This is a genomic window from Pseudoalteromonas sp. BZK2, from assembly GCF_014349195.1.
In the GTDB taxonomy this organism is placed as follows: domain Bacteria; phylum Pseudomonadota; class Gammaproteobacteria; order Enterobacterales; family Alteromonadaceae; genus Pseudoalteromonas; species Pseudoalteromonas simplex.
This window is the reverse complement of record NZ_JACSOG010000010.1, coordinates 79,793-102,196: the sequence shown is the minus strand read 5'-3', so window position 1 is coordinate 102,196 and position 22,404 is coordinate 79,793. Positions and strand designations below refer to the sequence as shown.

Here is a 22,404-nt window from a genome sequence, read left to right as displayed (position 1 = left end):
TATATCTTTGCAGCGTATCCTGCAGCAAATTTATGCTTTCTTATCTATGGAGAAGACAATGAGATTGGCACCCGCCGTGTTAATGAGCAGCATGTTTCTGTTACTTGCGGCATGTTCAGAGCAAGCACAGCACAATGAAGCAGAGCCGGTAGTACGTCCTGTTAAACTTTTTAATATTGGCAATAATTCAGAGCAAAGCATTCGCAGCTTTCCTGCTGAAGTGGTTGCTAACCAAGGTTCTTATCTTGCCTTTCGTGTGAATGGTGAGTTACTTGAGTTCCCTGCTCTTGCGGGCCAACACGTTGAGAAAGACCAGCTTTTAGCCAAACTCGATCCTGAAGATTTTCAACTGCAATATGATGAGCGTAAAGCACGCTATGAACTTGCTGAGTCTCAACTTGAGCGTGTGCAAAAGCTATTTAACCGCTCAATTGCCAGCCAATCTGAGTTAGACCAAGCGCTTGCTAATAAACAGGTTGCTGAGTCAGCGCTAAAAATTGCCAAAACCAACCTAGATAATAGCGAATTACGCGCGCCGTTCGCCGGTACTGTGGCAAAAGTGTTTGTGAAAAACTTTGAAAACATTCAAGCAAAACAAAACATCCTTCGCCTTGAAACCCGCGACCTAATGGACGTGGTTATTCAAGTACCCGAAAAACTCATTGCACGCATCGATAAAGATGTTCACTACCAACCTGATGTTGTATTTGATGGTTACCCAAACAAGTCATATCAATTAACGGTCAAAGAGTTCGATACCCAAGCCGACCCAATTACTTTAACGTATAAAGTCGTGTTTTCATTACCTGTGCCAGAAGATTTTAATCTACTTGCCGGCATGACTGGCCGCGTTGATATAGATTTAAGCAAAATCACCAGCTCACAATCACCTTATACATTGCTGCCAGTTGAGGCGGTATTCTCAGAACCTACTAAGTCCGAAAACAACAACAGCTATGTGTGGCTTTATGACGAAAACACCGGTTTAGTGCACAAGCAAGCTGTTGAAGTTGGCCAATTACACCGTGATGGCATTGAAGTACTATCAGGTATTAAAGAAGGCCAAATCGTTGTGGCTGCTGGTGTGCACTTTTTAGAAGAAGGCATGAAAGTGCGTCCATGGCAAAAAGAGCGAGGCTTATAATGAGCTTTGCTGCACTCGCTATTGAAAGAAAAGTCATTAGCTGGATGTTCGCGCTGTTTCTACTTATTGGTGGAACCGTCGCTTACTTTGGCTTAGGACAACTTGAAGACCCTGAATTCACCCTAAAAAAAGCCATGGTGATCACCCTTTATCCGGGCGCGTCACCACAGCAGGTTGAAGAAGAAGTCACCTTCCCTATTGAAAATGCAATTCAACAGCTGCCGTATGTTGATTACGTAACCAGTATTTCATCACCGGGTAAATCGCAAATTACCGTCGAGATGAAAAGCAATTATCGTAAACAAGACTTACGCCAAATATGGGACGAACTGCGTCGTAAAATCAATGATCAGGCATCGTCGATGCCCTCAGGTGTTTATCCAAGCAAGATTATGGATGACTTTGGTGATGTATACGGGGTGATGTATGCAGTCACTGGCGATGGTTACTCTTACGATGAGCTAAAAGATTACGTTGATTATTTAAAACGTGAGCTTGTTTTGGTTGATGGCGTTAGTAAAGTAACAGTGGGTGGTGAGCAACAAGCACAAGTTATGGTTGAGATTTCAACCCGCAAGCTTGCCCAGTTAGGTATTTCGCCTAATCGTATTTATCAACTTTTACAAACTCAAAATAGCGTGTCGAACGCTGGTAAAGTGCGTGTTGGCGATGAATCAATTCGCTTACACCCAACCGGTGAATTTAAAGACGTAAAAGAGCTCGAAAACCTACTGATTTCTAAGCCTGGTGAAAATGAGCTTATTTACTTAGGTGACGTTGCCACCGTTTTTCGTGAGTACGCAGAAGTCCCTAACAATATTATTCGCTATAACCAGCAGCAAGCACTACTGGTAGGTGTGTCGTTTAGCACTGGCGTTAACGTTGTTGATGTAGGTGCAAATATTGATGCCCATTTAGCGTCACTAGAGTATCAACGACCACATGGTATGGAAATTAACAGCGTTTATAACCAACCAGAAGAGGTTGAGAAGTCAGTTAGTGGCTTTATTATCAGCCTACTTGAAGCTGTTGCCATCGTTATTATTGTACTTTTAATATTTATGGGCTTTAAAAGTGGCGTACTGATTGGTGTAATACTGCTACTGACCGTATTAGGTACCTTCATTTTCATGAAGTTGTTTGCCATTGATTTACAGCGGATTTCGCTTGGCGCCTTGATTATAGCTTTAGGGATGCTGGTAGATAATGCCATTGTAGTAACCGAAGGCATATTAATAAACCTCAAACGCGGTCAAACAAAACTGCAAGCGGCGACTAACATCGTTAATCAAACCAAGTGGCCATTACTGGGGGCTACGGTTATTGCAATTACTGCCTTTGCGCCGATTGGCTTGAGTTCAGATGCCAGTGGTGAGTTTGCTGGCAGCTTGTTCTGGGTGTTGTTTATTTCCTTGTTACTAAGCTGGATCACCGCCATTACCTTAACGCCTTTTTTCGCTGATTTAATGTTTAAACAAGCCACTGAAAAACAGCCGCATCACGATGAAGACCCTTATCAAGGTGTTATTTTTAATGTTTATAAAGGCGTGTTACATACAGCAATGCGGTACCGTAAAACCACGCTACTGCTGATGGTGATCATGCTTGTTAGCTCAGTTTATGGCTTTAAATTTATCAAGCAGTCGTTCTTCCCAGCATCGAATACTCCTATGTTTTATGTTGATTATTGGCATACACAAGGCGCTGATATTCATACCACTATGGATGGTGTTGCAAAGCTCGAAAAATTCTTACAAGCCGACCCACTGGTTGAAGAAATAACCACAACGGTTGGTCAAGGTGCACCGCGTTTCATGCTGACTTACGCACCTGAGAAATCATACCCAGCCTATGGGCAATTGATTATTCGAGTAAAAGACCGCGAAGCTGTTACAACCATGATTAAAAAAGTACGCGATTACCAACATGAACATGTACTTGATGCTCAGCTTAAAGTTAAACGTATGGAAATTGGCCCATCAACAGATGCAAAAATTGAAGCGCGCTTTTCTGGTGCTGATCCTGTGGTACTTCGCCAATTAGCAAAAGAAGCGAAAGACATTCTGCATCAAGATGCGGGGGCATTTAATATTCGTGACGATTGGCGTGCTCGCTCGAAGTTAATTCGTCCACAATTTAACGAGCAAAAAGCCCGTCGTTTAGGGATTGCTAAATCAGACCTTGATCAGCTGCTGTTAACTAGCTTATCGGGTAAACAAGTCGGCGTATATAAAGACGGCACGCAAATGCTGCCTATTATTGCTCGCTCACCTGCTGAAGAGCGCTTAAACGTTGAAAGCTTGCGCGACTTACAAATTTACAGCCCAGTGTTAGGAGTGTTTGTTCCGGTGACACAAGTGGTTGATGATTTTGTTGTTGAGTGGGAAGACAGCTTGATCATGCGACGTGACCGTAAGCGTACCATCACTGTAATGGCTGACCACGATGTTATTGGCGATGAGACTCCAGCGAAGCTCTTTGCACGTGTTCGCAAAGACATTGAAGCTATTGAACTACCACGTGGTTATGAATTGCAATGGGGCGGCGAATATGAGTCATCAACAGATGCGCAAAAAGCGATTTTCGGCTCATTACCTCTTGGTTACTTAGCTATGTTCGCTATAACTGTATTACTATTCAATTCAGTTAAAAAACCTTTAGTGATTTGGGCAACAGTGCCACTAGCCATTGTAGGTGTATCAGCTGGTTTATTACTAATGAATGCAGCATTTAGCTTTATGGCATTGCTTGGCTTACTGAGCTTAAGCGGTATGCTCATTAAAAACGGCATTGTATTAGTTGATCAAATTAACCTTGAACTTGATAGTGGTAAAGACCCTTACAAAGCAGTATTCGACTCTGGTGTAAGCCGTGTTCGCCCTGTAGCGATGGCTGCAATTACGACCATCTTAGGCATGATCCCACTGCTATTTGACGTGTTCTTCCAGTCAATGGCGGTAACCATTATGTTTGGTCTTGGTTTTGCGACAGTGCTGACACTGATTGTTGTGCCAGTGCTCTATACCATGCTGTTTAAGATCAAAGTACCAAAGCAGCGTCACGCTAATTAATACAGATTGACTCTCAACCAAAAGCCCTATCAGCAAACTGTTAGGGCTTTTTCTTTATTACCTATTATTTTAAAAGGTATTAAAATCCGCCACAGCCAGCAAATAAAAATAAGCAACACCAAAAATAAAAACGCACTGGCTCTTGGTGCTTATGGATGGTGCTAATGCTCCCTGTATAACTTCGGCTACCTACACGAATTTTATTCGTTAGTAATCCCAACACCCCATAACCAACAAACAATAGAGATGCAATAAAGATAAATACATTCTGAAAAGTAGCCATTGATAACCCAGTTTATTAGTCGTGAAACATTGGTCAGCTATCAATCATTAACTTATTTATTATTCTCGGTAAAGTCGAATGCCGAGAGCTCGCCTGTGTCTAGCATAAGTATTTTGTTATTTAAGGTGGGTGTCTAGTTTTAAGGTGGGTGTCTAGTTAACGGCGTTTAAAGTGGGTGTCCGTTTATGGTGGGTGTCTATTTTTGATGTTCTGATTGTGGTTTTAAATAAAGTGGGTGTCCATTTATGGTGGTCTAGTTATGGTTGTGAATAAAGTGGCTGTCTATTTAACTTAATGGCACTGATTGTATTGCAAATGTCAGCAAGTGCTCATCAGTTCTACTGAGGTTAACTGTGCTTGATATTTTTTTAAAAGGTAACAAATGGGAAATGGAAATATGCGCTTCTACTTATTTTTTTATTCTCATACTCATCAAATAAATAGTAATTACGAAGATAAAAAAAGAGAAAACTCCAAGGTAAAACATTTCTTCACTCTCCATAAAAGCATTCATCGAAAAGACGCCAAAAATGACGGTAGAAATATAAAATAACCAAGTCGCAAGCCCATTTCTTTTCCTCGCAAATAACTTAAAATATATAAATCCCAAAAATGAGATTACAAGAAAAGTAAATAACATTTATTTTTTCACCTGATTCAACCCATCACCAATCTTTAAAAAATGCTATACAGATAAAACCAGTACAGCCTCTCCAAATATCAACACTAACTACCTAGAATTAGCACCAGCTTTATTTAATAAGTCAGCTTATCAGTGATAGTACCTTAGCAGGTAAGCTCCTAGCTTCCAAAGGTTTGCTTAAAGTGGGTGTCTATTTATGGTGGTCTGGTTATGGTTGTGAATAAAGTGGGTGTCTATTTAATGATTTTAAGGTGGGTGTCTATTTAACGATTAACTGTTCAACTTGTGTGCTAACCTATTGCTGCTGATTTAATACTTGAAGGACTAAGATGCGTAGAAAAGTATTTTACTTATTGATTGCAATACTCAGTGGTACTTTAAGTGCCAATGAAAAAGCATACTATCAGCATGAGTCTAATGTGGCTTTTCACGTTGCCGTTGAAACTTTATCTGATGCTATTTTAGCAATTGAAGGACAAAATGGATTGATATCTAACTCAAGATGGATTTTTGGGGAAATAGGCACGCCAGTCGCAGATATTTGTGAAGGGCAACAATCACCCGATTTTGAGTTCGGGTGTGATTCTGTTTCAAACCGCGCTGTTGAATCTCATTACGACTTTCCACAACACAGTCAAATTGCTCTGTATTTTAGACCTAACTTGATTGTGAATGGACTCAAATTGATTGAAGCAAGTGTTAAAAACAATAAAGTAGCGCTATTACATTACTAATTGAAGATGACCATACAAAAGAGCTATTCTTTGTAAGAAAACATCAACTTATCGATATTATCGCGAAAAAACTCACTAAAAAAGAATTTAAACAGAAAAGAGACCGTCTTGAAGATGCTATTTACCCTAATAAACGCTAAGGTTGAAATCAGTATCATTTAGAACCCTGAAGATTACGAGCAAATACTAGTCAGGGTTCTATACTCTGAAGCTTACTTTTTCAGACTTAATGTGCCGGTGCGTTTAGTACTGCTTCGCTTCGTTTGATTTGGTTTTGATGAGTGAGAATTGCCAGCCTTTGTTCTTGATTGACCTTGCTTGGCATCATTGCGTGCTTTTTTCACGTATTTAGAAAAGTCGCGCTTTTTTTCTTCTTCATTGCGTGGCTTTTGCTTCGCACGAGCTTGCGTTGGCTGTTTGTTTTCATCAATTGAACGCTCTTCCGTTTTACCTGAGTCGGCAATTGAGTTATTGATCTCAGCCATTTCTTGTTCGGTTAAGTGACGCCACTGCCCTACTTTTAAACCCTTTAGGGTCACGTTCATAATTCGTGTGCGCTTTAAAGTCACCACTTCATAGCCTAAATATTCACACATACGGCGTATTTGGCGGTTTAAGCCTTGTGTTAGCACGATGGTAAATTGCTGCGGGCCGGTTTGTTTAACCTTACACTTTTTAGTAACGGTATCGAGGATAGGGATACCATTTGCCATCTTATTAACGAACTGGCGATTAAGTGGTTTATCAACCGTTACTACGTATTCTTTTTCATGATTATTACCAGCGCGAAGAATTTTATTAACGATGTCGCCTTCGTTAGTTAAGAAAATTAAGCCTTCTGAAGGTCTATCTAAGCGTCCAATTGGGAAAATACGCTCGGGGTAATTAACTGCTTTAACAATATTGCTTTGGATTTTTCGCTCAGTCGTACAAGTAATACCAACTGGTTTGTTATAGGCAATATAAACCAGCTTAGGCTTTGCTTTTAAAGGCTTGCCATCAATGAGTACATCATCGGCATCACTGACTTTTACGCCCATTTCAGGCAAGTTGCCATTAACAGTAACACGACCTTCTTCAATATATTTATCTGCCTCACGGCGTGAACAAAAACCTGTTTCACTGATAAATTTATTTAATCGCTTTAACTCTGTCATGGCACACTTCTGTCTGGATTTTAAAGCCGCTAGTTTATACCAGAAGCCTTTACCAAGCTAGGTAGAATCTAGGCTCTTTGACTACACTTTTAGTGTTGCGCTGCGTTTTTGGGCTTTTCGCTCAATAAACTATGTAGCGTATCAAAATCGAAGGCGTACTCAGTGCTTTTACTGTTTTGCAGTAAGAAGGCTTCAAAAGGGATAACCGACCAATCTTTGATGTTTCTTAGCCAGCGGTAACTTTGAATATTGTGCTTTGTGATCACCCCAAGCTTAAACTTAATCGCATCGTGATTCTGCCAATAAGGGTTGCCATTATGATGATCGACCACGCTAATTAGTGCCCACGCTCCCATCATAAAATGCCCGCCAACACTGGCCGTGAGTTTTTGTTGTTCAATTAAGTCTAAATTATCATCAAGCCAGTCTATGCCACCTATGAAATAGGCTTTATCTGTTTTACCTTTCACAGCTTCTAGGGCGCCTTGCGCCATTAAATCAGACGCACACCAAATCACATTGCTATCAGGGTGTCGTTGCAATAATCGGCTTACTTTATTCGCAGCCTCCTGCTTACTCCAATTTGCATAGACAACTTGCTCAAGCTCAACATCTTGTTTACGTAAATAATGAACGAGGCCATCACTGCGGGTGTCAGATTCAGTACCATAATGGCCATTAATAGCAACAAAATGAGGCGTTTGCTTTGTATTTATTGCCTCATCAAGTAAGGCTTTGCCAAGTTGCTCACCGGCTTTGAAGTTATCGTGAAATACTTCACCTAACCAATACTTAAAGCGCTGACGGGGTTTACCGACTTCGTTTCGCTCTACGCCAACAATCGTTTCTTCAAGGGTGATAAATTTAATTTTGTGCTGCTCAAGCAAGGTCATTGACTGCTCTGCACCACCTGGGTAATTAATTAAAATTGCGTAGTCGGGTTTAGCGTTATATTGAAGGTATTGTTTCAGCTCAGCTAATTGAATGTGGCGATTTCCACCGCCATAAATTGTTGTAAGAGCGACATTATTTTGCTTGGCAGCAACCTGCATCACATTAGTCACTCTTTGCCAAAATAAATCACTTTTAACTGAGGGGTTAACTAACAGCACAGAGAATTGCTCGCCAGCATATAGCGGTGAATAGCTAAGCAAGGTTAGAACAAACAAGCAAATCCGCATTACCGCCTCACTCTATTATAATTATTGTATACGAGGAATTAATTAGATAATTTTCGCCAAATTAACTCGCACGGACCGTGTTTAAAATACATACTATACACTTTACAAAAAAACAATTGAAAAACAAGCATAACAGCAATAACTAACCAGTAATCTATTCTATCAAAGCTAAGCGCAGCAGTAGGAAATACAACTTTAAAAAACAATATAAATATGACTGTTTGCATCAAATATAACGTCAATGACATACGCCCAGCTTGCTGTAGCAGCAACCAGTTATTAGGGATATTCTTAACTACTTTCACAATAATGTGGCAATAAAAAATAGCCATGGATAAAGCAGCCAACCAATTAATTGGTTCTACAATCGCGTACATAAAGACACTCTGGTTTGGATCGATTATTAATCTCAGGGCCGTTAAACTTATCGCAGCTGGAACAATCAACTTGAACTGGGAGTTTGTTAAACCCTGAACAAATACGCCTTTCTTGTATAAATAGACACCCATCATCATTAACCCTGCGGCCATCCACACAGTGATAAGGGGTACAGCAATAAGCATTATGATAAATATCAAAAAGTTACTGACGAATCCTGCGAAGTAAGAAGAATACGCTGCATCATACGCCATTAAGAAACTCTCAGAGCTTCTCGTTACAGGGTTAAAATCTGGCTCTACAAAGGCAAGTAAGAATGAAATAAAGGCGCCGATAAATAAAAACAACAGACCTATACGCAAGTTTTTTTCTTCATCTTGCTGACTAAATTTAAGCGTTAACCAGCCTGCACAAGCATAAATAAACAAAATATCACCAGCCCATAATAAAAAACCATGGGCAAGGCCTATAAATGCCAAAACTTTTAGCCGTTTATGTTGTTTTTCAACATTTTGCCAAAGCTGCCATTGAATAACTAAAGATGCTCCGAATAACAAGCAAAAAAGGCTTCTAAAACGCCCATCAATAAACACGGTATTAATAGTGAAAATTAGCGAGTCTGAAAAGGGTGGCGTAGCACTTGGGGTATAGTCATACTCAAACACAGCAAAGGTGTAGATGTTCATAAACATCAAGCCGAGTACCGCAATACCCCGTAACACATCCATATTTATATTGCGCATAAATCCCTTATAGGTTTTGCCTGCAGCTATCACTCCAATTTACTGCATTTTCGTATATCTTGGGAAGATCTGCGCTTTCAATGCTTAGATAGGCAACAGCCTGTTCAAGCGCCCACCAGCTACCAGTTTCGTACGCTTTAACCGTTTCAAGTATGTAATAGAGGATATTTTTTTCTTGCATGAGAGCGGCATGAATTTCGTCAGGAAACGGCAATCTATCCAATAACTTTTCCATAGGTTGATCTAATATGGCATCAAGTAATGAAAATAGCCCTGTTAAAAATGCTTCACCAGTTTGCTGTTTAGCAACACGCTGAGCGATTAATTCACAAAAACGGGCTCTTACAACACAAAGCCGAGTCAACTCGGCTGGTTTTGACTGGGCACTGTGGGCAGTAATAATTAGGCTAACAAACTTTTTAAGTCGTTCATGACCTAAATAAACAAGCGCTTGTTTTAATGAGCCAATTTTACTCTTTATAGGAAAAACACCGCTATTTATTAAACGTAACAGTTTATAAGCAAGTGCAGTATCTAAAGAAAACAAACCAGCGATTTCACTGATATCTGGATCTGGGCGCATGACTTGTGCATAAATCGATAATACCAGCGCATAATTGTAATCAATATCACGATGCTGAATCATCTTCGGTTTAGCAAAAAAATAACCCTGAAAAAAATCAAAGCCCATTTTATGCGCTTTTTCGTAATCATCAGCTGTTTCGAGTTTTTCAGCTAATAGCTTTATCTTTTGATACTTTTTTAGTTTATGAACAATCGGGGCCAATTCTTCAAAAGGGGTTTGCTGAACATCAAACTTTATTAAACGAATAAGTTTTAAAAAACGGTCCCATTCGGGTTGGTAAACAAAATCATCCAACGCTAATTTATAGTTGTTATGAAATAACTCACGGCAATATTCGTAATTTTCGTCCGTTGGCTCAATGGTTTCAAGTAACTCAATCACGACATCATTTGTTGGCAAAAATGCGCAAAGGTCCAGCTTCAAAGACTCTGGACCAATATTAATCAATGCTTTTTTACCCGACGTTATATGACGAGTACCTAAATTGAGCTGGTTTTCCATAATTAGGCGAGCCGTTGCCGTGCTCTCTGACACATCAGGAAAACTATTTTGTAAACTATCTCTAAATAGTAGCTCATAGGCGACAACTTGTTGACGACGATTAAAGACCGCTTGCCTAGCAACAAATACAGCCACTTTACCTACTTTTCTTATTTTATATCACACTAAGTAATTAATAGCTGAAATTGGTAAAAAAGTCACCTAATTACCATGAATCACTTACTTTTTATTGATATAAGCCAGATAAATAGCCTTCTGCAACGGATTGCCACGTAAAACGGGCATTTCTAGCCTGTTCACATATTGAGCACCATTTTTCTGGTTGCGATTTTTTAAGTTCAAGCGCATCACTAAAACTAGTAACAAGTTCGTAGCTTTGTGATGCCAAACTCTCGCCTTGGAAACTAAAACCACTCACATGATGTTCTACTGTATCACGTAAACCACCTACACCATGTACTAAGCACGGCTGTCCTGCTCGCATTGCTAACATCTGGCTAATACCACACGGCTCAAATGAACTTGGCATTAAAAATAAATCGCCTAAGTGGTACATGTATTCACCAACATAATGCGCATAACCTTTTAAAAATAGCAGGTTATCTTGACGTGCCATAACTGATGTCATGATGTGCTCAAGTTCAGTATCCCCTGAGCCTAAAATAACCATGTAGCCGTTATGTTGTTTTAAACGCTGACATAACTCATCTAACACAAGCCCTTTATCATAAGGCTGGCGAAGTAACAGTGCTTTTTGGTCCGTTAAACGACCCACACTGGTTACTAATGGCCCAGAAAACGGCCGTGTTTTAAATTGAAGTAATCGTTGATGCGCTATGTAATAGCTTGAATCTAATACTGGGCTTTTTGCCATCCATTGAAATAACGCATTTTCGGCATGTTGATAAAGACTCGCTAAGCTGATGTCTTCAAGCTTCATTCCTGGGTACTCGCAACCATTAAGAATGCCCACTACACGCCCTTGTTCATAGGCAGCCTGCAAGTCAGCTTCAAGTCCCTCACCACCAAAAAAGCCTTTTTCAGCATCACTTGGACGCAGTACTTCTTGGCAATAAGTTGGCGAAACAAGGTGTACTTTATCAACCAGGTTAATAGCAGTACGCATTGGGTTAAAGCAATCAAAATAGCGCGGATCGCATAACCTTTCGCCGTTATAACCTAAACTTGGGAACCAGGCTTCTAGGCTTGAGCTATCACCTTTGAAAGGACGTATCCCTTGCAATGCAAGGTTATGTACTGTGTAAGCTAAAAATAAGTGCGCTAGTTTTCTATAGCGGCTATCTGATTTAAGTAATAGAGCAACACAAGCACTGTGCCAATCATGTAAGTGAACAACATCCGGCGTGCGAATAAGCCCTTGTAATAAGGCTTCGCAAACAGCAGCGTTAAAAAGAGCAAACTTACTTGCATCGGTTGCAAACGGACGGCCCGGTTCATCATTACAATAAACAGCGCCGTTATGGCGGCTAAATTCCCAATGAGAAATAAGCAGTTGCGTTATACCTTCTTCACTTTTAGCAAGCTTCCACACATCCAGTTTTTGCATATGACCTGCAAAGGGCACGTGCACTACACCTATGTGATGCCGCTCTAAATACTCAAAGCCATAATCTGGGATCACCACATCAACACTAAGGCCTTTTTCTACTAACGCTTTAGGGCAATCTCTAACAACATCCGCTACACCACCGACTTTTGCATTCGGTAATGCATCATTCTCTGCAGCTACCATCAATACATGCATGCTTTGCAGTACTCCATAAAACTTTTATACCAATTGGCAATAATACTTAATTAAGCAAACTGGTATTATTCAAATATAAATAAAGGAGGGGCATGCCCTCCCTTTTTGTCTTAGCGCGATTGCTTAAGCAAGGCGTTTATTATCTTGCTCTTGTTGCTCTAACTTCTTTGCAAGCTCATTCAACATATCACGAGTGACCAGCACAATCCCTTTTTTCGAGACTCTAAAGCCATTTTCTTTGTCGACTTTGTTATCGTAACCGATTTCAAGTCCTTCGGGGATCTCACAGTTACGGTCAATAATAGCACGCCTAATCTTACAATTTCGGTTGATCTTAACACCTGGTAATATCACTGATTCTTCGATTTCACAGAATGAATGAACATATACATTCGAGAAAAGTAGTGACTTCTTAACTTTAGAACCAGAAATAATACAGCCACCTGATACTGTTGAATCAACAGCCATACCACGTCTGTCATCATCATCAAAAATGAATTTAGCAGGTGGTAACTGCTCTTGATAAGTCCAAATTGGCCATTTTGGATCATAAAGGTCAAGCTGTGGCTGTGGCATTACCAGCTCCATGTTGGCTTCCCAGAATGAGTCAAGTGTACCCACATCGCGCCAGTATGGCTGACCATCATGTACATCTCTAAACGGGTATGCAAATACGTTATGCTCTTCGATGATAGCAGGGATAATATCGTGACCGAAATCTCGGCCAGAACCTTCAGTTTCTGCGTCTTTTTTCAATTGTTCAAATAAGAACTCAGTATTGAAAATATAGTTACCCATTGATGCTAAACAGGTCCCTGGCTTACCAGGCACAGAAGTAGGCTCAGCAGGTTTTTCATCAAAACGACGAACACGATTGCTTTCATCAACTGTCATTACACCAAATGTATCTGCAGCTTCTTCGCAAGGTACCTCAATACAACATACCGTCATATCAGCACCTGTCTCAACGTGTTTAGCCAACAAACCACCGTAGTCCATACAATAAACGTGGTCACCCGAGAGGATCATCACATACTTAGGCAGCTCATGGCGGATAATATCCATATTTTGGAATACCGCATCAGCTGTACCACAATACCAGTCATCTCCATTTCGCTGAGAGGCAGGAAGTATTTCAACTGATTCTCCCAATTCTTTTTTGAAATGGCCCCATGCACGATTTACGTGACGAATTAACGAGTGCGACTTATATTGAGTAGCAATACCAACTCGACGAATACCTGAATTTATACAGTTCGACAGTGGAAAGTCGATGATTCGGTGTTTACCACCAAAATAGACTGCTGGTTTAGCACGCCAGTCTGTTAATTCATGTAAACGTGAACCTCGCCCTCCTGCTAGGATGAGGGCATACGTTTCTCTTGTTAAACTACTTATATATCGGTTTGCATAACTTGGCATAACTCTCTCCGTCTTAAGCTAGCTGCTTTTCTTCTGTGTGTTTTGCTGTGCACTAGTATCCATTAATGGCTCCAAATGCCAGATGTCATCACTGTATTGACTAATGGTTCTATCGCTCGAAAACATGCCACTGGCTGCAGTATTCAAAATACTCATTTTTGTCCAGTGAGCAGTATCTAAGTAGGCTTGTTCAACTTGCTCTTGCGCTTCTACAAAGCTGGCAAAATCATGAGCGACTAACCATGGATCGTGCGGGCTCTTAATCGCCGCAATAATGTCGTCAAATAAATTAGGCTCAAACAGGTTAAAATGACCGCTCTCAAGTAATTGCATTACTTTATAGAGGCTGTCAGTTTGGTGAATAATCTGCTCAGGATTATAATGTGCTTTGATATCGTCAATTTGCTCTGCACGTGCACCAAATAAGAAGAAGTTATCAGCACCCACTGCATCACGAATTTCAATGTTAGCGCCATCTAACGTACCTATAGTCAAAGCACCGTTCATCATGAACTTCATGTTACCTGTGCCAGATGCTTCTTTACCTGCTGTAGAAATTTGCTCAGATAAATCAGTTGCTGGGCAAATAGTTTCCATGGCTGTTACGTTGTAGTTAGGTAAAAAAGCAACTCTTAAATACGGTTTAGCAAGCGGATCTTTATTGATCACTTCTGCTACGTTATTAATTAATTTAATAATTTTCTTCGCCATGTAGTAACCTGGTGCAGCTTTACCGCCCAGTAGCACGCAACGAGGAACAATGTTTGCTGTATCGCCTTGGCGAATACGATCGTAAAGGTGAATAACGTGCAGTACGTTTAATAGCTGACGCTTATATTCGTGAATACGTTTAACTTGCACGTCAAACATCATTTCAGCGTCAAACTGTACACCACAGCGGTTTTTTACTAATTCAACAAGGCGTTGCTTATTAGTGTGCTTTACAGCTTGCCATTGTTTATGGAATTTAGGGTCGTCATATAGACGGCGTAACTGGCTAATTTTGCTAAAGTCAGCAACCCATTCATCACCAATGTGTTGATTAAGCAGTTTAGCCAACTCTGGGTTACAATGTGCTAACCAACGACGCGGTGTTACACCATTGGTTTTATTATTGAATTTATCTGGCCATAGCTGATAAAACTCGTTAAATAAGCCAGCTTTAAGCAGCTCAGTGTGAAGTGCAGCCACACCATTAACCGAATAACTACCTACAATCGCTAAATATGCCATGCGAATTTGCGGCTCAGGGCCTTCTTCGATAAGCGATAGTGCACGCTGTTTTTCAACATCACCAGGCCAAGCTAACGCAACTTCGGCTAAGAAACGCGCATTGATTTCATAAATAATTTCTAAGATACGCGGTAGTAATCGGGCAAATAAAGATACTGACCACTTCTCTAATGCTTCAGGAAGTAAAGTGTGGTTTGTATAAGCCATGGTCTTAGTCGTGATAGACCACGCTTCTTGCCAATCTAGCTCATACTCATCAACCAAAATACGCATAAGCTCAGCAACAGCAATACTTGGGTGCGTATCGTTTAATTGAAAAACATGGTAATCAGCAAAGTCAGAGAAGTCTTCGCCATGTTTGCTAACCCAGGTATCAATGATGTCTTGTAGACTCGCCGATGATAAGAAGTATTGCTGACGTAAACGCAGCTCTTTACCGTTCTCGCTACTATCATTTGGGTAAAGTACCATTGTGATTTGTTCAGCTAAGTTTTTACGCGCTACAGCTTCTGAGTAACTACCCGCATTGAACTCGCTTAAATCAAATTCGTCAGTGGCTTCTGATTTCCATAAACGTAGGGTGTTTACAATATCGTTCTTGTAACCCGGAATCGGCACATCATAAGGAACAGCTAACACATCATGAGAATCTAGCCATTGACGGTGTTCACGACCCTGTTTATCAGTATAGCTTTCAACATGACCGAAGAATTTTACGCGTTTTGATTGCTCAGGTGCACTCAGCTCCCACGGGTGCCCTTCGCGTAACCAATTATCTGGTTGTTCAATTTGATGACCATTTTCAATAGCTTGATTAAACATGCCATATTCATAACGAATACCATAGCCAACCACTGGTAATGCAAGACTTGCACAGCTATCTAAAAAACATGCAGCTAAGCGCCCTAAGCCACCATTACCTAGACCTGCATCATGCTCAGCCTCCGCAACTTGCTCAAGTTCGGTGCAGTATTCTTGCAACGCCTTAGCTACTTGCTCATCTAAATCTAAGTTTAAAATCGCATTGCCAAGGGCGCGGCCCATTAAAAATTCAAGTGACAAGTAAGCTGTTTTACGGCGTTTTTGTTCATGAATTTGCTGTTTTGTTATTCGGCAACGAGCAACTAATCGGTCACGAATAGTTAATGCTAATGCATGGTATAAATACAGTTGTGATTTACCTACTTTGTCACGTCCAAGGGTGTAATAAAAATGGCGTGATAAATCATCGTCTAAGGTACTTTCATCAACTGTAGGCGCATCCTGCCAGCCCTTAACAACACATACTTGATCGGCATTTTTAGCCATGATTAAGATCCTCTGAATTGGCGGTAAAAACCCAGCTGCTCATTGCAGCAATCTCGTGTTCCTTGTCAACAAACTGAGTTGACATTGGATGAATGCTGGTCAGCGCTAACTGCCATTTTCCTTTATCTAAGTTAGGAAGTTGGCAAGTTACAGGCTCTGATCCTGCATTTAATATGATCAATAAAGCTTGATTTGTGTGCTTGTCAGTCAGGCTGTATATCAGCACCTGGCGATCGCCTTGATGCCAATCGTCTTGTTGCATATTGGTGCCTGATTCAGTGAACCACGCGACGTCATAACGCGGGTCATTGTCGTGAACAAAAAAGCGGTGTTTAAAAATGCTGAACTGCTTACGAATGCGCAAAACATCGTCAATAAAACGTGTAAGAGGATGACTAAATTGTGAGTCTTTCCATGCAAGCCAACTTGTGCGATTGTTTTGACAATAGGCGTTGTTGTTACCACCTTGTGAGTGTGCCATTTCGCTTCCTAATGAAAGCATAGGCACGCCTTTAGAAAGCAACAAAGTTAACAGCATATTTTTTTGTTGCTGTAAGCGTAATTTGCTCACTTGTGGGTCATTGGTAAACCCTTCAACGCCACAATTGAATGAGTGATTGTCACTGTGTCCATCACGATTTTGCTCGCCATTGGCTTCGTTATGTTTATTCTCGTAACTAACTAAATCTGCAAGCGTAAAACCATCATGACTAGTGATAAAATTGATACTGTTAAGTGGCCCACGTAGGTTATGCTCAAACAAGTCAAACGAGCCATGTAAACGTTTTGCAAGCTCACCAATTACGCCCTGTTCTTGTTTCCAAAAGCGTCTTATCGTATCGCGATATTTATCATTCCATTCACGCCACGGTGCCGGAAAAGCCCCTAATTGGTAACCTCCTGGGCCTATATCCCAAGGCTCTGCAATGAGTTTAACTTGGCTGAGTACGGGGTCTTGATTAATCGCTTGGAAAAACGCATGTGCCTGATTAAAGCCATTTGGGTTACGCGCTAAAATGGTTGCTAAGTCAAAACGAAAGCCATCGACCCCCATCACTTCAACCCAATAACGCAAGCTATCAAGTACCAGCTGTAAAGAACGAGGCGAATCAATATTTACCGTGTTACCACAGCCGGTATCATTAATATAATGCTGCGGTTTATCAGCAACAGTGCGGTAATAACCTAAATTGTCTAAGCCACGTAGTGATAAAATAGGCCCATCTGTGCCCGCCTCAGCTGTGTGGTTATAAACCACGTCGAGTATTACTTCTATGTCCGCTTTGTGAAGCGCTGCCACCATTTCTTGAAACTCACTAATATCATCATTAACGAGATACTCTTTATGCGGCGTAAAGAAGTTAAGCGTGTTGTAGCCCCAGTAATTTTGTAAACCTTTAGCGGTAAGAAACTGCTCGCTGATAAATGCATGAATAGGTAATAATTCTAGGCAAGTCACCCCAATAGTGCGTAAATGCTCAATAAAGCTAGGATGGCTTAAACCTAAAAACTTACCTTGTAACGATTTTGGGATCTCAGGATGACGACAGGTTGCACCAACTACATGACATTCGTAAATAACCGTTTTACCCCAGCTGTGATTCGGCTTTTTACCTGTGTAAGGTGCCAACTCACGAACTCGAGATTTTGGAATATCAATAGCATTGTTAACCTGGCTTAACTTTCCTACAGGCATTTGCCCATAGTGACGTTCACTCCACGTAAACTCGCCATATAAATCACGCGCATAAGGGTCTAACAGCAATTTGTGATTATTAAAAAATAGTCCTTTTTCGGGTGCGTACTCACCATCAGCGCGAAAGCCATACAAGGCGCCACTTTTCAGAGGACTCACTTTTAGTGTCCAGATACCGCCTTCGTTCATATGCATCGCTAGGGTGAGAATTTCTGAATGACCACTGCTATCAAATAAGCATAAAGACATATGTTGTGCTTGTGGTGCGTACACAGCAAAGTTTACGCCCTCACCAACAACAGATGCCCCTAAAGGCGAGCTCACCCCAACTTCGAGTTCAACACTATGACTCATCGCTCACCTTCTTAAGGTAAATTGTCGCAAGACCAGGCAAAGACACACTGATGCTTTGATTAAAGCCATGGCTTTCAATCGCTTGGCTTACGATGATTTGCTCTGCGTGACTAGTTGCATCAACGCCAGAACCAAAATAGTCCGCTTTATCTGTGTTCAAAATAACTTGATAAGTACCAGCTTTTGGCACACCTATCACGTAGTCGTGATACACCTGTGGCGTTAAATTACATATCACAACCACAAAATCTTCTGCTTTCTTTGCATAGCGAATAAAGCTAAACATACTTTGCTCAGCATTATTGCTATCGAGCCACGCGAAGCCCGCTGGGCTGGTATCTTGCTCGTATAAAGCTGGCGTACTAGTGTAAACAGCATTTAAATCTTTAATCGTTTGCTGCATGCCACTGTGGCTAATATGCTCAAGTAAATGCCAATCAAGCGATTGGTCGTGATTCCACTCTTTACGCTGGGCGATTTCAGCACCCATAAACAATAATTTTTTACCTGGATGCGCCCACATAAAGGCATAATATGCACGTAAGTTTGCAAACTTTTGCCAGTCGTCCCCTGGCATTTTTTCAATTAATGAGCCTTTACCATGCACCACTTCATCATGGCTAAGCGGTAAAATATAGTTCTCGCTGTAGGCGTAAACCATCGAAAAGGTCATTTCGTGGTGGTGATGCGAACGGTAAAGGGAATCGCGCTGCATATAATGCAAACTGTCATTCATCCACCCCATATTCCACTTATAACCAAAACCTAAACCATCATGGTCAACTTGGCGCGTAACACCCGGCCACGCAGTTGACTCTTCAGCCACCATCATAATGCCCGGATTTTTTGCATAGCAGCGCATATTGACTTGTTTTAAGCACTCAATAGCGCCTAAGTTTTCTCTGCCGCCGTATTGATTTGCAACCCATTGCCCTTCTTCACGGCTGTAGTCTAAATAAAGCATTGAGGCAACCGCATCCACACGTAAGCCATCAATACCAAATTCATGTAGCCAGTACATTGCATTCGCAATCAGAAAGCTACGAACCTCTGCGCGGTCATAATTGTAGATATAGGTATTCCAATCAGGGTGAAAACCTTGTCTCACATCAGCGTGTTCGTATAGATGGGTGCCATCAAAACGATGTAAACCATGAGGATCACTTGGGAAATGACCAGGTACCCAGTCAAGAATAAGGCCAATATCGGCTTCGTGACATTGCTCGACGAAGTAAACAAAATCTTCAAAGCTGCCATAGCGACTGGTCGGGGCAAATAATCCAACGGGTTGATAACCCCAAGAACCATCAAATGGGTACTCGCTGATTGGCATTAATTGTAGATGCGTAAAGCCAAGCTCTTTAGTGTAAGGAATAAGATTATCAGCAAGTTCACGCCATGTGAGATAGCGCTTGCCGTCATCTCGTCTTTGCCAAGAACCCGCATGCACTTCATAAATACTAACAGGCGCATCAACACTGTTTCTTTTTGCACGATTTGCTAACGCCCTTTCAGAAAGCTGAATACCTGTTTTTAGCTTTTGTAGCACTGACGCTGTACCCGGTGCTTGTTGCATCTTAAACGCAAATGGATCAGCTTTATCAAGCACTTCTCCGGTCACAGTGGTGATAGCAAATTTATAGCATTGATGCTCTTTAAGCCCAGGAATAAACAACTCCCATACCCCACTGGCAGGATGAAAACGCATAAAATGACGATTACGCTGCCAATAATTAAATTCACCAATAACCGATACACTACTGGCATTCGGCGCCCACACTGTAAAGCGAACACCATCAACCCCTTGTTGAGTCACAAAATGTGCACCAAAATGTTGATACGCATGCTCTAAACTGCCTTCATTAAACAGATACATTGCCTGTTCATCTAAGCTGCTTTCAAAGCTGTACTCATCATATTGTTGATGAGTAAATTCATTGCTATAGCTAACATCCAGCTGGTAGTCAGGTTTCGTTTTTGATTTGATATTTGCGACAAATAAATGACTATCACCTTGTTGCTGCGCAACGATTTTTTCTGTGCCAAGCAGAATCGAAACACTGCTTGCGCCAGGCAAAAAGCAACGAATTTCATAGCTTGTAGGGCCACTTTTATGCGCCCCAAGAAAGCTGAAAGGATCTCTAAAACAACCACTGGCTAATGCATCGATTTGTTTTTGATAAATAACAGATTGTGCACTTTGCTCTTGACGAACACGACTTCGCATTATTGATTCCTTATCGAAATTAAATTGGCTAAGAATGACTGTTGCGCTTCGATAATCTGCGCAGCTGGACGCGACAATAAACGCCGCCAATTTGGGTACTCTTTATCAGTACCGGGGATATTTACAGGCAGTATTTGCTGGTCTAAGTCATCTATTTGAATAGTAAATAACTTTGCTGGTGCTGCCGCTAATGAGGATGCCAACGCTTCATAAACCGTAAAGGCATCTGTTTCTAACGATAAATGCTGGTGTGACTCTCGTGCGATAAAATTAAGCATACGATGCTTTTCAATGTTTCTCGCATCGAATTGAGCCCGAGTTTGCTCATCATCAAGCAAACCATATTGTTGTTTAATCGTAATATCGTGGCCAATCCACCAGCCTTTGAATGGTGGTACATCATGGTTGGCTATCATTAAAAGGCTATGAGGCGCAAAATGCTCAGCCGCTAAAAACTCGCCTAGATAATCTTTTTCAAAGTAGAACAACCCATTTGAATAGATTGCACTTGCTTTTAATGCTTCACGCACTTCATTAGGTACCACACCTAAATCTTCACCAATTACGACGCATTGATTAAGATGAGATTCAATTTTAAGCACTGCTAATAACTGTTCAAACGGATAATAAACATAACAACCATCTTGCTGGGAATTATTCTCAAAACACCACCAAAGACGGCGAATTGCCATTACATGGTCAATTCTAAGACCACCCACATCTTCCATATTGGCGCGGATAAGTGAGCGATAAAAAGCAAAGTTGTCTTTACTTAACTTTTGTGGATTCAGTGCCGGCAAGCCCCAATTCTGACCATGTTCAGCCCAAGGATCTGGCGGAGCTCCAACATGAGCATTTTCGGCAAATAGCTCATTTTGGCTTTTGAACTCACTGCCATCACCTGCACAGCCAACGGCTAAGTCATTAATAAGGCCAATTGCCATACCGCTATCACGGGCAGCTTGCTGGCAGATATTTAATTGAAGGTGAGCTTGCCATTGTAAATAGCTAGCATAATCACGGTCGCCAACCAACATGGTCGACAGGCTGCGTTTATGGGTTTCACAAAAACGAGCGAACTGCTGTTTTCGCTCTTCTGAAGCAAACTCACAAAATTGTTGATATAAACAGCTAAACACTTGATATTTAAAATCACTAACCGATGTATAATCAATGTAAGTCGCATCGGTTTGCGGTTTATTTGCCAATAATTTATCAAGTGCATTATTATTTTTGGCGTCTTCGCATAATGACACAGCAATATACAGCGGGTTCAATAACGCTCGGCTATTTGGACTATAAGGACTCGCCCTCTCAGGACTGTGTTCAAACAGTAAATGCAGCGGATTAAGCAACACATAATCCATATTATTAGTCGCGGCTGCTTTAATAAGTTTTGTTAAATCAGCGAAATCACCAATTCCTAACCCCTCTTCATTGCATAAGCTATAAAGCTGAATGGATAAGCCCAAACGCTTTTTATCATCAATAGAAAAGCTTTCTTTAGGTGTGATCCATAGCTGACTGTGAGCTTGCTGATCTGCCACTGTAATGAGTGCATCATGGTAACCGATTGGCATTTCAGGAACTGGCAATGCAAGCTCAAGATAACGAATGCCGTTTAGGCCGTAATCACCTAGTACAGCTAAACCTTGCAAGTTTTCACAAGTAAAATGAATATCAAGCGAAGGCACGCTTAGAGTACATGAGCGTGTTAATAAACGCTCATCAACGCGTACTTTCAAAATTGGATGGTGTGCCTCAATAATGCTTGTATGAGGCAACAAGTTCAGCCAAGTACCTGCATCTAATGCAAAATTAAGTTGGTTTATTACATCAGAATCTTGGGTATTTATACCGCAACAACTAAGCGCCTGCTTGCGTGTACTTTCATCGAAAATAACATGCTCACCAGTGTATTTAGTATATTCATAGCCTATGCCATGCAGGTAATATAACTGAGATAGTGAGTGCATCA

14 protein-coding genes are annotated in these 22,404 nt (G+C 41.0%); 3 read left to right on the top strand and 11 right to left on the bottom strand.

The window, feature by feature from the left end:
- The first annotated feature begins 58 nt into the window (after window positions 1-58).
- Together BIZ38_RS07910 and BIZ38_RS07905 are read left to right on the top strand one after the other, a co-directional pair.
- Window positions 59-1,144, top strand: coding sequence for an efflux RND transporter periplasmic adaptor subunit (locus BIZ38_RS07910; RefSeq protein ID WP_187490049.1), 1,086 nt, complete (start codon window positions 59-61; stop codon window positions 1,142-1,144).
- Window positions 1,144-4,215: an efflux RND transporter permease subunit gene (locus BIZ38_RS07905; protein WP_187490048.1), complete on the top strand. Its 3,072-nt coding sequence runs from the start codon at window positions 1,144-1,146 to the stop codon at window positions 4,213-4,215. The genes BIZ38_RS07910 and BIZ38_RS07905 overlap by 1 nt, the downstream gene beginning before the upstream one ends.
- A 79-nt stretch (window positions 4,216-4,294) precedes the next feature.
- On the opposite strand, the gene BIZ38_RS07900 is transcribed toward BIZ38_RS07905, so the two are convergent.
- Entirely contained in the window at window positions 4,295-4,498 is a 204-nt protein-coding gene (locus tag BIZ38_RS07900) for a hypothetical protein (RefSeq protein ID WP_187490047.1), read from the bottom strand.
- A 972-nt stretch (window positions 4,499-5,470) separates the two neighbouring features.
- On the opposite strand from BIZ38_RS07900, the gene BIZ38_RS07895 reads away from it, so the two are divergent.
- On the top strand, window positions 5,471-5,875 hold the full coding sequence (locus tag BIZ38_RS07895) for a hypothetical protein (protein ID WP_187490046.1): 405 nt from the start codon (window positions 5,471-5,473) through the stop codon (window positions 5,873-5,875).
- 212 nt (window positions 5,876-6,087) lie between these two features.
- On the opposite strand, the gene rluF is transcribed toward BIZ38_RS07895, so the two are convergent.
- The 10 genes from rluF to malQ form a co-directional block, all read right to left on the bottom strand.
- Window positions 6,088-7,032 (bottom strand): 23S rRNA pseudouridine(2604) synthase RluF, encoded by a 945-nt coding sequence (rluF, locus tag BIZ38_RS07890; protein ID WP_187490045.1) that lies wholly within the window; start codon window positions 7,030-7,032, stop codon window positions 6,088-6,090.
- 89 nt (window positions 7,033-7,121) lie between these two features.
- Window positions 7,122-8,201, bottom strand: coding sequence for an ABC transporter substrate-binding protein (locus tag BIZ38_RS07885; RefSeq protein ID WP_262387576.1), 1,080 nt, complete (start codon window positions 8,199-8,201; stop codon window positions 7,122-7,124).
- Between the two features lie 50 nt (window positions 8,202-8,251).
- A complete protein-coding gene (locus tag BIZ38_RS07880) occupies window positions 8,252-9,334 on the bottom strand; it encodes a DUF418 domain-containing protein (protein ID WP_187490043.1) in 1,083 nt (360 codons plus the stop codon).
- Window positions 9,335-9,341: 7 nt separating this feature from the next.
- Window positions 9,342-10,556, bottom strand: coding sequence for an EAL and HDOD domain-containing protein (locus tag BIZ38_RS07875; RefSeq protein WP_054551975.1), 1,215 nt, complete (start codon window positions 10,554-10,556; stop codon window positions 9,342-9,344).
- A gap of 91 nt (window positions 10,557-10,647) precedes the next feature.
- Entirely contained in the window at window positions 10,648-12,186 is a 1,539-nt protein-coding gene (locus BIZ38_RS07870; RefSeq protein WP_187490042.1) for a glycogen synthase, read from the bottom strand.
- Between the two features lie 123 nt (window positions 12,187-12,309).
- Window positions 12,310-13,608 (bottom strand): glucose-1-phosphate adenylyltransferase, encoded by a 1,299-nt coding sequence (gene glgC / locus BIZ38_RS07865; protein ID WP_054551973.1) that lies wholly within the window; start codon window positions 13,606-13,608, stop codon window positions 12,310-12,312.
- Window positions 13,609-13,626: 18 nt separating this feature from the next.
- Entirely contained in the window at window positions 13,627-16,149 is a 2,523-nt protein-coding gene (locus BIZ38_RS07860) for a glycogen/starch/alpha-glucan phosphorylase (RefSeq protein WP_138616555.1), read from the bottom strand.
- Window positions 16,142-18,199 carry a glycogen debranching protein GlgX gene (gene glgX, locus BIZ38_RS07855; protein ID WP_187490041.1) on the bottom strand — a complete coding sequence of 686 codons (2,058 nt, stop codon included), beginning with the start codon at window positions 18,197-18,199 and terminating at the stop codon, window positions 16,142-16,144. The genes BIZ38_RS07860 and glgX overlap by 8 nt, the downstream gene beginning before the upstream one ends.
- Window positions 18,189-20,426, bottom strand: a complete 2,238-nt coding sequence (gene glgB, locus BIZ38_RS07850; RefSeq protein WP_187490040.1) for a 1,4-alpha-glucan branching protein GlgB — start codon at window positions 20,424-20,426, stop codon at window positions 18,189-18,191. The genes glgX and glgB overlap by 11 nt, the downstream gene beginning before the upstream one ends.
- A complete protein-coding gene (malQ, locus tag BIZ38_RS07845) occupies window positions 20,426-22,402 on the bottom strand; it encodes a 4-alpha-glucanotransferase (RefSeq protein WP_187490039.1) in 1,977 nt (658 codons plus the stop codon). Before malQ ends, glgB begins: the two co-directional genes overlap by 1 nt.
- Between the last annotated feature and the right edge of the window lie 2 nt (window positions 22,403-22,404).

Coding starts and splice junctions, on each gene's coding strand:
- BIZ38_RS07910 (WP_187490049.1), top strand. CDS start 59: ATGAGATTGGCACCCGCCGTGTTAATGAGCAGCATGTTTCTGTTACTT.
- BIZ38_RS07905 (WP_187490048.1), top strand. CDS start 1,144: ATGAGCTTTGCTGCACTCGCTATTGAAAGAAAAGTCATTAGCTGGATG.
- BIZ38_RS07900 (WP_187490047.1), bottom strand. CDS start 4,498: ATGGCTACTTTTCAGAATGTATTTATCTTTATTGCATCTCTATTGTTT.
- BIZ38_RS07895 (WP_187490046.1), top strand. CDS start 5,471: ATGCGTAGAAAAGTATTTTACTTATTGATTGCAATACTCAGTGGTACT.
- rluF (WP_187490045.1), bottom strand. CDS start 7,032: ATGACAGAGTTAAAGCGATTAAATAAATTTATCAGTGAAACAGGTTTT.
- BIZ38_RS07880 (WP_187490043.1), bottom strand. CDS start 9,334: ATGCGCAATATAAATATGGATGTGTTACGGGGTATTGCGGTACTCGGC.
- BIZ38_RS07870 (WP_187490042.1), bottom strand. CDS start 12,186: ATGCATGTATTGATGGTAGCTGCAGAGAATGATGCATTACCGAATGCA.
- glgC (WP_054551973.1), bottom strand. CDS start 13,608: ATGCCAAGTTATGCAAACCGATATATAAGTAGTTTAACAAGAGAAACG.
- BIZ38_RS07860 (WP_138616555.1), bottom strand. CDS start 16,149: ATGGCTAAAAATGCCGATCAAGTATGTGTTGTTAAGGGCTGGCAGGAT.
- glgX (WP_187490041.1), bottom strand. CDS start 18,199: ATGAGTCATAGTGTTGAACTCGAAGTTGGGGTGAGCTCGCCTTTAGGG.
- glgB (WP_187490040.1), bottom strand. CDS start 20,426: ATGCGAAGTCGTGTTCGTCAAGAGCAAAGTGCACAATCTGTTATTTAT.
- malQ (WP_187490039.1), bottom strand. CDS start 22,402: ATGCACTCACTATCTCAGTTATATTACCTGCATGGCATAGGCTATGAA.